Origin of the sequence: Bacillus sp. V26 (genome assembly GCF_034296245.1) — a bacterium.
In the GTDB taxonomy this organism is placed as follows: domain Bacteria; phylum Bacillota; class Bacilli; order Bacillales; family Bacillaceae; genus Bacillus; species Bacillus halotolerans.
Window position 1 is genome coordinate 143,913 of sequence record NZ_JAXKQF010000006.1, and the last position, 14,528, is coordinate 158,440.

The 14,528-nt window shown below is 41.8% G+C and carries 15 protein-coding genes and 1 pseudogene; 4 read left to right on the plus strand and 12 right to left on the minus strand.

Annotated features, from left to right (window positions below):
- Nucleotides 1–375 precede the first annotated feature (375 nt).
- The 4 genes from UJ203_RS16985 to UJ203_RS17000 form a co-directional block, all read right to left on the minus strand.
- Nucleotides 376–2,043 carry a hypothetical protein gene (locus tag UJ203_RS16985; protein WP_322012656.1) on the minus strand — a complete coding sequence of 556 codons (1,668 nt, stop codon included), beginning with the start codon at nt 2,041–2,043 and terminating at the stop codon, nt 376–378.
- A complete protein-coding gene (locus tag UJ203_RS16990) occupies nt 2,044–3,063 on the minus strand; it encodes a DUF4297 domain-containing protein (RefSeq protein WP_322012658.1) in 1,020 nt (339 codons plus the stop codon). It abuts the gene before it with no gap.
- Nucleotides 3,064–3,420: 357 nt separating this feature from the next.
- Nucleotides 3,421–3,900 carry a 23S rRNA (pseudouridine(1915)-N(3))-methyltransferase RlmH gene (gene rlmH / locus UJ203_RS16995; RefSeq protein WP_003226975.1) on the minus strand — a complete coding sequence of 160 codons (480 nt, stop codon included), beginning with the start codon at nt 3,898–3,900 and terminating at the stop codon, nt 3,421–3,423.
- Between the two features lie 80 nt (nt 3,901–3,980).
- Nucleotides 3,981–4,151, minus strand: a complete 171-nt coding sequence (locus UJ203_RS17000) for a CxxH/CxxC protein (RefSeq protein ID WP_003236479.1) — start codon at nt 4,149–4,151, stop codon at nt 3,981–3,983.
- A gap of 184 nt (nt 4,152–4,335) precedes the next feature.
- Here UJ203_RS17000 and UJ203_RS17005 point away from each other — a divergent pair.
- Nucleotides 4,336–4,744, plus strand: a pseudogene (locus UJ203_RS17005) (hypothetical protein).
- A gap of 33 nt (nt 4,745–4,777) precedes the next feature.
- On the opposite strand, the gene fdhA reads toward UJ203_RS17005, so the two are convergent.
- Entirely contained in the window at nt 4,778–6,004 is a 1,227-nt protein-coding gene (gene fdhA / locus UJ203_RS17010) for a formaldehyde dehydrogenase, glutathione-independent (protein ID WP_322012664.1), read from the minus strand.
- Nucleotides 6,005–6,068: 64 nt separating this feature from the next.
- On the minus strand, nt 6,069–6,239 hold the full coding sequence (locus UJ203_RS17015; RefSeq protein WP_322012666.1) for a hypothetical protein: 171 nt from the start codon (nt 6,237–6,239) through the stop codon (nt 6,069–6,071).
- A 132-nt stretch (nt 6,240–6,371) separates the two neighbouring features.
- Here UJ203_RS17015 and UJ203_RS17020 point away from each other — a divergent pair, with 132 nt between their 5' ends.
- Nucleotides 6,372–6,668: a hypothetical protein gene (locus UJ203_RS17020; RefSeq protein WP_322012668.1), complete on the plus strand. Its 297-nt coding sequence runs from the start codon at nt 6,372–6,374 to the stop codon at nt 6,666–6,668.
- A 73-nt stretch (nt 6,669–6,741) separates the two neighbouring features.
- On the opposite strand, the gene UJ203_RS17025 is transcribed toward UJ203_RS17020, so the two are convergent.
- The 3 genes from UJ203_RS17025 to UJ203_RS17035 form a co-directional block, all read right to left on the minus strand.
- Entirely contained in the window at nt 6,742–7,905 is a 1,164-nt protein-coding gene (locus tag UJ203_RS17025; protein ID WP_322012669.1) for a hypothetical protein, read from the minus strand.
- Between the two features lie 9 nt (nt 7,906–7,914).
- Nucleotides 7,915–8,652, minus strand: a complete 738-nt coding sequence (locus tag UJ203_RS17030) for a YiiX/YebB-like N1pC/P60 family cysteine hydrolase (protein WP_322012670.1) — start codon at nt 8,650–8,652, stop codon at nt 7,915–7,917.
- 149 nt (nt 8,653–8,801) lie between these two features.
- On the minus strand, nt 8,802–9,272 hold the full coding sequence (locus tag UJ203_RS17035; RefSeq protein WP_322012671.1) for a GNAT family N-acetyltransferase: 471 nt from the start codon (nt 9,270–9,272) through the stop codon (nt 8,802–8,804).
- A 109-nt stretch (nt 9,273–9,381) separates the two neighbouring features.
- Between UJ203_RS17035 and UJ203_RS17040 the strand changes: the two genes are divergently transcribed.
- The gene (locus tag UJ203_RS17040) at nt 9,382–10,479 is read left to right on the plus strand and encodes a Rap family tetratricopeptide repeat protein (RefSeq protein ID WP_322012672.1); all 1,098 of its coding nucleotides are present in this window, start codon (nt 9,382–9,384) and stop codon (nt 10,477–10,479) included.
- Nucleotides 10,480–10,596: a Phr family secreted Rap phosphatase inhibitor gene (locus tag UJ203_RS17045; protein ID WP_010332587.1), complete on the plus strand. Its 117-nt coding sequence runs from the start codon at nt 10,480–10,482 to the stop codon at nt 10,594–10,596.
- 40 nt (nt 10,597–10,636) lie between these two features.
- Here UJ203_RS17045 and rocF read toward each other — a convergent pair whose 3' ends face one another.
- The 3 genes from rocF to rocD form a co-directional block, all read right to left on the minus strand.
- Nucleotides 10,637–11,527, minus strand: a complete 891-nt coding sequence (rocF, locus tag UJ203_RS17050) for an arginase (protein WP_024123509.1) — start codon at nt 11,525–11,527, stop codon at nt 10,637–10,639.
- A gap of 73 nt (nt 11,528–11,600) precedes the next feature.
- The gene (locus UJ203_RS17055; protein ID WP_095712589.1) at nt 11,601–13,004 is read right to left on the minus strand and encodes an amino acid permease; all 1,404 of its coding nucleotides are present in this window, start codon (nt 13,002–13,004) and stop codon (nt 11,601–11,603) included.
- Between the two features lie 224 nt (nt 13,005–13,228).
- Nucleotides 13,229–14,434 (minus strand): ornithine aminotransferase, encoded by a 1,206-nt coding sequence (gene rocD, locus UJ203_RS17060; protein ID WP_322012677.1) that lies wholly within the window; start codon nt 14,432–14,434, stop codon nt 13,229–13,231.
- Between the last annotated feature and the right edge of the window lie 94 nt (nt 14,435–14,528).

Consider the following 14,528-nt stretch of genomic DNA (forward strand, 5'->3'; position numbering starts at 1 on the left):
TCTCCTTGATATTTATAAAAATACTTTCAACTTTTCTCTTAAAAATTCTTTCTTGAATACAGCATGGTCAATGACCATTAATATGACAATGTTCTCTTGAATATCTAAGAAGCACCTATTATCTAGTGGTGATGTTATAGCCATACGCTTAGAGCGAAAAAATAAAACATAATAATTTTTTGCATTTGCACAAAACATTATGCTTTATAAATAATTTGAGGAGGACCAAATAACTAACTCGTTATCTGTTATATTTTTGTTGTAAATTCAGAGTGCAATAACGTTAATTTACGCACTCTGTTTTATATTTATTATTATTTTCATATAGTAGATTAATCTTTCTGTTATTGAATATATATTATGAAAGAAAGCACGCTAATGTTTATCAATTATTTCAAAATATTTAACTAAGTCTTTATTTGGGGTACTTACTTCCTCCAAAATAGGTTTTTCTAGATTAATAAAATTATATTCCACATTTTTGTCTAAATATTTAACATTTTCTTTAATTATTGAAAAGAAAATTTGTCCGTTCAATGACAAATAATGTTTTGATAAAAAATCAAACATTTGTTTCTTCAATTCTTCGGCAGTTTCATTTTTAATAAAAGAGTCCATAGCGAATGGCGCTTGAACTACCGAAAAATCACTTACTAAATTGGAATAAAGGGTATATAAAGCTAACATTTTTTTGTTTGCAGCCACCCCACTACCTGAAATCTCTTTAAAGCTATAAAACTTAATATCATCTAACTTGATGTCATGAAAGTACCTTTCGTATTCATTTAATAATTCCTGGTATTTCTTTCTAATCTTTGATTTTTTTTTATTTCCGATTTTTCTTTCTGTAGAAATAACTCTGTTTAACTCTCTTATGTTCATGTCCTTTTGATATATTTCATTAACAAGTTTTTGTTCAACAGTAATATAGTTATTAGTTATTTCTTGATTGACCCTATCATTTATATAGGCATCTATTTTGGTATACTCGTTAGTTTCTCGTAATTCTCTTTCTGTTTCTTTAATTTTATCGAGAACTTTATTTTTCTCCGAAATCACTTGTTCCCTTTCTTTTTCATACATTTCTATCTGTTGTTTACCTTTATCAATTTGCTCAATGACTTCATACTGATTATTTCTGATTTTAAGTCTCGTCAATGATTGTTCTTGAGTCAATTTAGAATTACAATGGATACAAGAATATTTAATATCCGCAAATTTTTTATCATATGATTTTTTTAACTTATTAAACTCTTTAATTTCTCTTCTATGTTCACTAATCTTTGTATCTAGTTCAATGATTTTATTTTCTATTTCTGCTACAGCTATATTCAACTCATTAATAAAACTTAGATATTTATCAATATGTTCCTCATTACTAGCTTCTACATAAATCACATTCTTCGGATTTGAAAATTCAGTTTGTTCTTTACTCAAGAGACTAAGTGCCTCTATCTTTTTCTGATTATTACTTATTTCAGTTTCAATACTACTCTTTTTAATCTCTAAATCTGTCATATATTTGTTAGCTACATTAAAATAAAAATCAAATACATTCTTGACTGTATTGTTATACCTAGCAAATGAGTCTGCAGTTTTAGTATATACATAACCATTCCAAGATTTATCCTGATCTATATAAAAGGGCAATAATATTTCACTTGCATACACATCAGATAAAGTTTTAGTTTTCTTATTTTTAATTTTTATATGGATTTTTAAAAAGTCCTGAAGCCAAGATGAATATTCCTTTTCGTTGAGAATTTGTTCCCTACCATCGATATAGAATAAGTTTTTATGACGAGTTATTAGGTGTTTTCTATCATTATTAGTTACTGTTACTTGAAACATCATATTATTTATATCCCAATTACTTGGCCATATTTTTATACTGTAACCTAGACAATGATATATAGACTTTATTAAACTAGACTTCCCAACGCTATTAAGTCTGCTTACAAATATATTAGTATTAGGTGTAAAGACAAACTCTCTAATTCTTTTCTCTATATAATCATAAATTATAATTTTATTAATAATCACCTATAATTCATCCCCTAACTCACATAAACTCTCAATTGCAACTGCGATTAAAGTTATATCTTCAATTTTAGTTGACTTAAATTCATTCACCACGTACTCTATTATTTCTTTATCGGAAATTTTAAGGGCATCATTTTGATTCTCAATATATTCATTTATAGCATTCTTAATATCCTCTTTTAATTCAATTTTATTTAACTCAATTTTTAATTTTTCTTTCTTTATGTGCTTTTTTATTATCATATTGTAATCAAGTGAATTTAAAACGTTATCAAATCTATTTAAAGATTCACTTGTTTGTAGAATTCTAGAGAAGTAGTCCTTGTCCATTAATTTAAGCTCTTTATCGACCTCGTTAGTAATAACGTATTGAGCTTTTTGATCTATTGTTAAAGACAATTCTGCAATAATTAATCTTCCTCTTTTATCATCAACTGATACACCTACAGCCGTTAGACAACCTATCAAATATTTTTCTGCTTCATTAAGATCTTCATGGACTGGAGAAACAAAAAAATAAAAGTTTTCTATTTTCTTTACTAATTCATCCGGTAGTGACTTGATAAGTGTTTCTTTTGCTGTATCATTTAATACATGTAATTCAGAGCATATCGAACCCGGTCTTTTAATTTTTAATTGCTTTTTATCTTTTTGACCTACATCTTTGACAATAAGCTTAAATGTATTTTCCTCTGTACCTGAACTTAAATTTTTTTCCAAGATAGAAGGTGAAGGTACACTGATTTTCTTCTTACTCTTTCCACTTGGATCATTTATTTTTTTCATTTCTTTCTTTGTAATGGTCTTAAAAGTATGTACTTGTTTTTTTACTTGTATAAATGCTTTGTAATTTTCATAACTGACGACAATATCATCTTCGGCCTCAATATAAATCTTAAAATTATCCTTTTGGTAATTATTTACTGATAGTAATATTAAATTTGCCTTTTGAAAATTGAACCCTTTAATAGCTTCTGCTCCACCATTATCAAATTTACTAATTTCCGTTTCCTCTGTCATTGCCATACTCCTTTCATATATAACTAATATTAATTATGCTCAGATGATCTTTGGAGTCTTGTCCAAGCTTGAAGGAAAAGTAAATCATCGTTCAAACAAAGCCAATTATACTACCACTTCTATTAAGTAGCATTTGAACAAGGTATGGTACCTAACAATGGAAATAACAAATCAGATACAAAAGTTATTCACCTGAAATAGTTCAATTTCGTTTGGGGTGAATTCCCATAAGTATACAGATCATCAAGTCTAGAATGCCATATAGACAAAGTTGAACTTCATTTGATTTTATGGAAACACTTAAGATCCCACATTTTACCTTCTAATGGTAATAAAATATCCACCCTATCTTCAACTCTATTTATGGTACGGCTCCCCACGATTAATCCGAAAAGCCCGATAAATTTGTTCCACCAGAATAAGACGCATTAACTGATGAGGAAACGTCATTTTCGAGAACGATAGCTTCTCGTCCGCTCGCTTCATCACCGCGTCACTCAATCCGAGTGATCCGCCGATGACGAAGGTGACTTTGCTTTTTCCATAAGTAGCCAGCTTATCTATTGTATCGGCTAGTTCTTCGGATGTTTTCATTTTTCCTTCGATGGCGAGGGCGATGACGTGGGCGTCGGGGCTGATTTTTGATAGGATGCGGTCGCCTTCTTTGTCTTTTATGATTTTCATGTCCTGGTCGCTTAGGTTTTCCGGCGCTTTTTCGTCCGGGAGTTCGATGATGTCGATTTTTGCGTAGGCCGAAAGTCGTTTCGTGTATTCTTCAATGCCTTGCTTGAGGTATTTTTCTTTTAGTTTTCCGATTGTCACAATATTGATATTCACAGGTCATCCCCACTTTAAAAACAAGTTATTCATATATGTTGTCCACAATTGTGGATATCTTTTCTGTATTTTGTGTAAGATCATTCGTTCCCCACTATATATACTGCGGGGTCTCCACATAATTCACAGGCTGTGGATAAACTGTTAGTATGTTCGATTTTTCTGATTTCGGGCGGCAGCTCGTGGTCGTCTATGTACATATCCAGCACGGTTTCGATGTGTTCTTCACAGGAATAATACGTTTGTTTCATGTTCAAATCCTCCGATGGTTTCTTGCATTTTTGCAAATATTCTCTTCCCAATATAACCTATTTATTCACATGTTAGTAGTGCTTCGGGCTGGGTTTTATCCACAAATCGACAAACAAGCTGTTGATGACTCTATTTCGCTCGTATGTTAATTTGGAGGTAATCGATGTTTGGGGAGGTCTGCATTTGCGCTTCAAGTGGGTTTGGCTTTTTGTGATCATGTTACTGCTTGCTGGATGTCAGCCGTCTTATTGGGTGTTAGAGAAGGATCGGTGAAGACAGTTCAGAGCTAGAATTGTATGCAAATGATCTTCAAACACATGATGACGTAAAAGGGTATCAAGTCTTCACTATTTCAGAAGGCAAAAAAATGGTTGTGGTTTCTCTCGGAAGCAGCGAGAAAGAAATGAAGCTTGAGGTGTCAGGCGTCAAATATTCACCTAAAGAAACGATTGTAACTGTGAAGCGAAAACCAGCTCCCAAAGCAAAAGAGAAAAACCCTTATATTCTGATTGGTCTGGATAAAATCGAAGGGGATTTAATTGTCCAGGACGAATCAGGAGATCGCTTTGAAGAAACCGATTATCAGCAATAAAGCCGGCGTTATGAGAACGTCCGGCTTTTTCTTTTACTTCAGCATCCCGTGCGGGTCGATGACGAATTTTTTGGCCGCTCCTTTGTCAAAGTCGCTGTAGCCGTTTGGCGCATCGTCCAGAGAAATCACAGTGGCGTTGACGGCTTTTGCGATTTGCGCCCTGCCGCTCAGGATCGCTTTCATCAAGTTGCGGTTGTATGTCATAGCGGGTGTTTGCCCGGTGACGAAGGTGTGGGCTTTGGCCCAGCCGAGTCCAAAGCGGATTTTTAAAGAGCCTGTTTTGGCGTCCGCATCCTTTGCACCGGGATCTTCGGTCACGTATAAGCCTGGAATACCGAGACTTCCGCCGACCTGGGTGACATCCATGATCGAGTTCAGTACGGCGGCCGGCGCTTCTCCTTGGCTGCCGTGTCCGGATGCTTCAAAGCCGACACAGTCCACTGCGGCATCAACGGTTGGTTCACCTAGTATTTGTTCAATTTGTTCGCCGAGGCGGTCGTGTTTTTGCACGTTGACCGTTTCACAGCCAAAGCTTCTGGCCTGTGCCAGTCTGTCTTCATTCAAATCGCCTACAATCACTGTGGAAGCGCCAAGGAGCTGGGCGGAGTGCGCGGCGGCTAAGCCGACAGGTCCCGCTCCTGCGATATAGACGGTCGACCCTGTTTGCACACCCGCTGTATATGCCCCGTGAAATCCGGTCGGAAAAATGTCAGACAGCATGGTTAAATCAAGAATTTTATCTAACGCCTGTTCTTTATCCGGGAAGACCAACAGCTGAAAATCGGCGTACGGCACCATGACGTATTCCGACTGCCCGCCGACCCAGCCGCCCATATCGACGTAACCGTAAGCCGATCCCGGCCGGTCCGGATTGACATTCAGGCACACATGCGTTTTCTGCGTTCTGCACATCACACAGCGTCCGCAGGCAATGTTGAAGGGCACTGATACAATGTCGCCTTTTTTGATAAATTCAACGTCCCGCCCCGTTTCAATGACTTCTCCCGTAATTTCATGCCCGAGCACCAAGCCTTCAGGCGCCGTCGTGCGGCCTCTGACCATGTGCTGATCGCTTCCGCAAATGTTTGTGGTAATTACCTTCAAAATAGCCCCGTGCTCACATTTCCGGTTTACATTCGCCTTCGGAACGCCGGGCCCGTCCCTCAAGATTAACTCCGGATAGCCGATATCCTCCACCGCCACGTTTCCTTTGCCTTTGTACACAACCGCTTTGTTTCCTGTCAACGCCATTCCTCCCATTCATGTCTTTTTGGACTCTTGGTCCTTGAACATGACTTCGGTTCGGCATGACCCTTTCCCTTTTTCACGCCTGCTTTTTCTGTATTCTTACAACAACAAATATGCCAAGAAAGCAGCCGATAATGGTTCCGATGATGTCGAACCAATCTGCTTTACCTCCGTGTAACAGGAACATCGTAGCCGCTGAAATCAGACTGATGATAACTGCCAGAAGAATGACCCGTTTGGTAAGCATGCGATTCCTCCTTCACCATATTTATTTTACAATAATTCACAATTTTAACACAAAATTAATTTTAAATAGAAGGAAATCCCATGAAATCTCTTGAATTTTATATTCGATTTCAAAAAAATGGGAGGGTAAAAAATGTTTAAAAAAATTGTGATTGGTACATTAGCTTTGGGAATTTCACTAGGTGTTGGGGGCACTTTTGCTAGTCCGGCTTCTGCGGCCGAAGTCTCTACACAGGAAGTCAAAGCACAGGATATCAAATATGTGACGGGTTATAAAGTGACTTACTGGGGGCTTTCTAGTTACAACGATATTCCCGACTATTATAACTACTCAAGTGGCGGTTATAAAGGAACATTGGAACTTTATAATTTCGAGCCACGTTCAGATGGAGGCTGGACAGCATTCTATCAAGGATATGTATCAAATTAAACAACAGAAAAAGAGACTTCCTGCAAGTCTCTTTTTCGTATTTCCTGAGAAATAATGTGACAATACTTGCCGCCTAAAACTCTTTCATCACCTCAAAATCATACAGCTTCAAATGACTCTTCGGCGCCACGATCTCCTTTACCTTCCCGATCTCTTTTTCCTTCACTTTCTTTCCGGTTTTCAGGCTGTATTGTTCAATGTATGCAGGCTGGTTGTAGGTGTATGTGAACAAATAGAGGCTGCTGCCTTTTTGTGTGATTTCTTTGAAATCGGCCTTCATTTTTTCTGGGGAAAGGGCGAAAGCAATCCGGCTTTTTCCTGTCTTTGCATCGATCTTGTATACCTTTCCGAAGCCGTCAATGAAATACAGGGACCCCTGATACGGGAAAAAGCTTTTTTTGAAGCTGAACGGCATAGAGCTGTATATGGTTTGCTCGTCGTTTTTGTATTCGACGATATCGTAAAGCTCCACGTTACCGTTTTTCTTATTAATTTTCACCATTTGATAGAGATTGCTGGCTTTTTGCCCCCGAACCATCACATATACAGCTTGATCGTCCGCAGCAAGCTGAGATTCGATTGAGGCTCCTTCCCGATACTGCCATTCAGTGATGGTTTGATATGTGAGCTTCTTTTGATCGGCTTGAATCTGAAGGAGCTGATAGCCTTTCTCGTCGTCTGTCGGGACAAGTGCGTAAATGGCGCCATCGTGAAAACCCGAGGCTCGGATGTAGTAGGGGATGACGTCTTTTTTCCACTCTCCGTCCATCTGGCGGTACAGCTCTGAGCGGTATCCGTCTCCCTTTTTGTCATAGCCGGAGTTGTAGAGGGTATAAAAACCGTTCGTATTTTGCAGAAAGCCCGCGCTGTCGCCTGTATGCTGATAGGCTCTTTTATGGGAGTGCAGTCCATCTTTGATCGTGAAAATCGTGTTTTTATCCTCCAGCATCACACTGTCGTCATGAACCTTGGCGGAACCCAGCTCAAGGCCCTTCATCTTAAATGAAGACAGAGACCCGTCTTTGCTGATAAACAGGGCATAGCTTTTCCCGCCGCCGAATGCATCCTGATCCGCAGAGGTTGAGACATACAGCAGAATGTCCTTGCCGTCCAGAAAATCAGGGTCTCGGAGATCCTGCTGACTCACGGCTTTATGGCTTTTTAGAGGAGAAACGAAGACAACTAATGCGATTCCTGCGAGCATCAGCAAGGCGATGGTGATCATCCACTTTTTCATATCCGCTCCTTAATGGATCGTCATGACGGTTGTCGTATAGGAAGAACTTGTGATGTCGCGCGGGTAAACGCCTAACCCTTTATTGCTGTCGATATCAATGCCGGCCTTGAGCAAAAATGCGGACCACAGGAGCTTGGAGCAGTTTTTGGCGCCGTCATGGCCGGTATTTCTGTTATTGACGAAGTTAAACGAGTATGAGTCGCCGACTTTCGATACCGCCCAGTCGGCAGCGGATGTTTTTTGTGAAGAAGTGACATTGACTGTCTGTACGATGGAGTTGTCTTCCACGTCTCTGGCGTTATAAGCAATTTGTCTGACGCCGTCGCTTGGAACAGATTCAACAATTTTGTCAGCGGCGGAGTACATACCGACGTGGCCATGGTTGTAGTAGGCTGTGTAGGAGTTGGTGTAGTAGATGTTTCCTTTCGAGCTTGTGGGAAGTTTTTTCGTACCGGATGAGCCGCCCATCATGGACATGCCGCTTTCCTTGGCGAGCTGGTCTCCTTCTGCTTTATCGGCGGTGATTTCATTGTAAAACTGTTTGAGAATGACATCGGTCTTTACGCGCTGCTGTTTGGCAATCTGGCTGGCGGATTTTGTGATTTCTTCTGGGGTCGTGCCTGGCTGAAGCGCTGCGATTTCTTCAGCATAGTTCGTGGCCTTCACAGCTTTGGCGGGAGAAATAAACAGGCTGCTGCACATTGTAAGCGCTACCAAACCAATAAACATTTTTCCCTTAATACTCATAACATCTCCTCTTTTCATGTGTGTTAGGAAAGATGATTTCCTTTATCAACATTATATTAGGGAAGTGTGGAAGGTATCTAGGTGATTTACAGAATTTTTAGAAATCATTTACAGGAAGGTTATCTCACAAAAAAAGGCCTTCCCCAGGCCTAGAGCTTCTTACTCATGATTACATCAGTCTCCTGAAATCCAGCCCGCTCATACAGCTGCCTTGCCGTCTCATTATGAGCAAATACGTGAAGAGACAGCTTTCGAATGCCCATGTTTCCCGCCATCTCATCCAGTGCGTTCAAGGCTTGCTTCGCGAAACCTTTTCCCCGATATGATTCATACAGCCCGAAATCGTAAATAAACGCTTCCTGCTGCGGGTGTTCCGGTTCTGCGTGAATCCAGAGCCAGCCAGCCGTTTCCTTTCCGTTCAGGATGATACTCCACAAATGGTGATGATGCGTTTGCAGCCCATTCGGCAGCAAATCAGAAAAAGTCTGTTTGGACAAAAGCATGGCTTCATCAGGGAGCCACGATCCTGCCTTTACCTTTTCTTTTGCATAATGCTTAGTCGTGTATGTCAGATAGGATCGAAATTCTTCGATCTGCATGGGGGTTAGCGTGATGGTCATATCGCCTCTCCTTTATTTATTGACTAGAGGATTTTACATAAAATAGAAAGAGGTGTTACTATCAAGATAAGCAAATAGATTGATAAATGAATAGAGAAGGGAGTTTCAAATGAATAAGATTGCACCCGCAGAAATCGCTAACATGCTCAACGATTGGTACCTTGCGATCAAGAAACATGAAGTTGAAGAGTCCGCCCGTATCTTTGAAGAAGTGAAGCCTTTATTGGATGATATGGAAGAGGATCAGGAGGTGCTTGCCTACTTCTCCTTATTAGAATTGCGCCATAAAGTATTGCTTCATGAAGCGAGAGGGCTGGGCTTTGAGCATGAGGAGTCTCCTCATATGAATGCTACGTCAGACATGCTGAAATATTACTTTTTTCTGTTTGAAGGCATGTATGAAGCCTATAAAAATAATTATGAAATTGCCATCGGGCTCTATAAAGAAGCGGAGCAGTATCTCAGCAACATCCCCGATCCGATCGAAAAAGCCGAATTTCATCTGAAGGTCGGCAAGCTCTATTATAAGCTGGGACAAAATATTGTGTCTCTCAACCATACAAGGCAAGCGGTCAAAACGTTCAGAGAAGAAACGGATTACAAAAAGAAACTCGCCTCCGCATTAATTACGATGTCAGGCAATTTTACCGAGATGAACCAGTTTGAAGAGGCGGAAACCTATTTGGATGAAGCCATTCGCATGACGAGAGAATTACAGGACTATTTTTTTGAAGCCCAGCTTTTACATAACTTTGGGCTTCTCCATGCTCAAAGCGGCAAATCAGACAAGGCCATCTCAACATTAGAAGAGGCTTTACAGAACGAAGAGTACGCCCGATCTGCCTATTACTATCATTCTGTTTACTTGCTGATACGAGAGCTGTTTAAGATTGAAAAGAAAGAACATGCCCTAGCTTATTACCAAAAATTGAAGGAAAAATTCAATACTGAGCCGAATAAGATATGTGAGGCAAAAATCGATATTTTATATGCCATTTACGCAGAAGGAGGTCATGCGGAAACGTTTCACTTATGCAAAGAACATATGGGTGTGTTGATGTCGGAGAGAGAATACGACAGTGTAAGAGAACTTTCCATTTTGGCTGGCGAACGGTATAGGGAAAATGAGCTTTATAAAGAAGCTGCCCACTTTTTTTATGAAGCGTTACAGATTGAAGAACTCATTAAACAAACGGAGGTTATGTAAATGAAAAAGTTTCTAATTGGCGCAGGCGTTGCAGCAGTGATTTTATCCGGCTGGTTTATTGCAGATCACCAATCACACTCACAAGAGATGAAAGTCGCTGAGAAAATGATTGGATAATAAAGAAAACCCCCGCTGGGATGCGGGGGTTTTCACATGTCTACAGCAATTTCTTCCCTAGCAGGGATTCTACGAGCTCTACTGCTGTTTGGCCAGTCTTGTTTTCGTGATCAAGAATCGGGTTGACCTCAACAAATTCAGCTGAGGTAATGATGCCTGCGTCATACAGCATTTCCATAGCCAGGTGGCTTTCGCGGTAACTGATGCCGCCGACGACAGGGGTTCCGACACCCGGTGCGTCGTTTGGATCAAGTCCGTCCAGATCGAGGCTGAGATGGACGCCGTCGCAGTCTGATAAATAATCGAGGGTTTCTTCGATCACCTTTGTCATGCCGAGGCGGTCGATTTCGTGCATGGTGTACACCTTCATGCCGCTTTCCTTAATATACTGGCGCTCTCCTTCATCAAGTGACCGGGCGCCGATAATGACGACATTTTCCGGTTTGATTTTAGGCGCATACCCTTCAAGGTTCACCAGTGACTCGTGTCCGATGCCGAGGCTGACGGCCAGCGGCATGCCGTGAATATTGCCTGAAGGTGATGTTTCTAGTGTATTCAGGTCACCGTGCGCGTCATACCAGATGACGCCGAGCTTATCGTAATGCTTCGCTGTACCTGCGAGCGTGCCGATCGCGATACTGTGATCGCCGCCCAGGACAAGCGGGAATTTTTTCTCTTCAATGACGGTGTTCACCTTTTGAGCGAGCTTTTCGTTTCCTGCCAGCACGGAATTTAGGTTTTTCAGTTCTTCATCGTTTTTGATCTTTTCACGGCTGATCGGAATGTCACCGAGATCTTCAACCGTATAACCCATTTCTGACAGCCTCTCAATCAAATGGGCATACCGGATGGCACTCGGGCCCATATCCACTCCGCGTCGTGCTTGTCCTAAATCCATTGGCATTCCAATAACCGAAATCGTTTTATCCATCTGTGATTCCACCTCAACATATAAGATAATGTCCTATGCGGGTTCTAACAAAGATGACTTGCGGACAACGTTTTTAAAGCTCTAGCTGACGATTTGCCTGCTTGCGTTTTTTAATGACAACATGATAAATGATGTAGCAAATGACCATAAACGGCACTCCGCAATACAGCGCGATACGCTGCTCCGGATCAAACGCGAGACTGATGAGAACGACTGTATTTAACGTCAGGCCGATCAGCGGAAGCACCGGGTATAGCGGTGTTTTAAATTTTAGATCTTCTATCTTGCCGCCTTCACGGATATATTTGCGTCTGAACCTGATTTGGGAAAGTGAAATCGCGATCCAGCCGACCTGTGCGCTCATGCCCGCCAAGGATAGAAGCACCATATACACGGTTTCGGCCGCCGCTACTTTTGACAGAAGCGACAGGCAGGCTACAGCCATCGTTACAATTAACGCGTTCAGCGGCACACCTCTTTTATTTGTTTTGCCGAGCGCTTTGAAGGCCTGTCCTTCATTCGCCATCGCGTACAGGATACGAGTCGATGCGTATAAACCTGAATTCGCAACGGATAGCAGCGCGATTAAAATAACAAAGTTCATAATATCAGCGGCATATGGAATTCCGATTTGCTCAAATACGGCAACAAACGGACTTTCCACAACACCCGCCTGTTTCCACGGAATCATGCCGGCAATGACAATGATTGAAAGAACAAAGAAGACAAGTGTTCTCCATACTGTCTGTTTGATGGACCGCGGAATCGTTTTTTCAGGGTTTTCACTTTCTCCGGCTGCAACCCCGATCAGCTCAGTTCCCTGGAATGCGAAGTTCACGGTAATCATCGTTATCAATATTGCCTTTATGCCGTTCGGGAATAACCCATCTTCATAAAAATGCGTCAGAAACGGCGCTTGCTCTCCGCCTTTTAGGTCAATGAAGCCGAACATAGCGGCTCCGCCGAGAATAATAAATAAAAGGATAATCAATATTTTAATGCCGGAAAACCAAAATTCAGATTCTGCAAAGGCTTTCGCGGTTATTGCATTTAAGGTAAACATTAGGGCCGCAAAGACCAGACACCAAATCCAGACATCAACGTGCGGAAACCAGCGGAGCATCAGCTGCCCCGCTGACAAAAATTCTATTGCGCATGTAACTGCCCAGCCGAGCCAGTACAGCCAGCCGAACGCAAATCCGAAGGCCGGGCTGATAAATTTTGTCGCATAGGTCTGGAAGGACCCCGATACAGGAAAGGCGACCGCAAGCTCCCCTAAGCAGAGCATGGTCAAAAACATGATAAAGCCGCCCACTAAATAAGACAGAACCGCGCCGAGCGGTCCCGCTTGGTTAATGGTAAACCCGGTTCCCAGGAAGAAACCGGTTCCGATCACTCCGCCCAATGAAATCATAAACAAGTGGCGAGATTTCATTGTCCGCTGGAGCTGATTTCCGTTATCTTGGTTCGTATTCACATTCTGCACCCCTTCAGCAACTTGTATTGGATCTAAGCTGGAACATCTATCGTGATGCGTATCCCAGTTTGCTGTCCAAAGAGTCTCTATCTATTTAATATAAAATTCACTTCTTCTCATAAAGATACATTATACTAAAATACTGTAGCTGAGCAAATAGGGAGTGCTAATTTTTCTGTTGTAAATTTATACAAACGAAGTGAATATCCCGCCATGATGCGGATTTATGCCTTTTGCAGCACATGCTTAATTTTTTCAATCGCCCAATCCAAATCCTTTTTGGAAATGATTAATGGCGGTGCAAAACGAATGACGGTATCATGCGTTTCCTTGCATAAAAGTCCTTCATCTTTTAAACGCTCACAATATGGACGCGCCGCTTCCGTCAGTTCCACACCGATAAACAGCCCTCTGCCGCGGACTTCTTTAATGATTGGGTTATCAACGCTCTCCAGCTCTTGTTTAAAATACTCTCCAAGCTCAAGAGAACGCTCCGCCAGCTTTTCATCTTCCAGCACTTCCAGTGAGGCGATGGACACCGCACATGCCAGCGGATTTCCGCCAAATGTGGAGCCGTGTGAGCCCGGGTTAAACACGCCTAAAACGTCCCGGTCCGCCGCAATGCATGAGATCGGGAACACACCGCCGCCAAGCGCTTTCCCCAAAATGTACATATCAGGATTAATGCCATCCCAGTCACAAGCGAATGTCTTGCCTGTACGTCCGAGACCCGTCTGAATTTCATCGGCAATCAACAGCACATTCTCTTCCTTACAAATCGCCGCCGCTTCCTGCAAAAATCCTTCAGGCGGAATCACAATGCCCGCTTCACCTTGAATCGGTTCAAATAAGAATGCCGCTGTGTTTGGCGTAATCGCCTGGCGCAGCGCTTCCGCATCTCCGTAAGGGATTAGTTTGATTCCCGGAAGCATCGGGCCGAACCCTCTTTTATACTCTTCTTCAGAAGAAAGAGAAACCGCCAGCATCGTCCGGCCATGGAAATTTCCAACGCACGCAATGATCTCCGCCTGATTGTCCGCCACGCCCTTTACTTCATAAGCCCAGCGTCTCGCTGCTTTCACCGCAGACTCAACCGCTTCAGCCCCCGTATTCATTGGCAGAATCATTTCTTTGCCCGTCAGCTTAGCCGCCTTTTCGTAAAACGGTCCGAGCTGATCGTTGTGAAACGCGCGAGACGTCAGCGTGATTTTATCAGCCTGATCCTTTAACGCCTGAATGATCTTCGGATGTCTGTGCCCCTGGTTCACCGCAGAATAAGCACTCAGCATATCCATATATTCATTGCCTTCCGGGTCCTTTACCCAAGCACCCAGCGCTTCAGAAATAACAATTGGCAGCGGATGATAATTGTTGGCACCGTAATGAGACGTCTGATCAATAATTTCTTTGGATTTTGATAAAGCTGGCATATTTGAATTCCCCCTTGTTTTCTGTTTCAACACTATATCCTGCTTTCCCTTTTTATAAATGCAAGTTTCGTGCCAACTCGCACATTCGTGTATT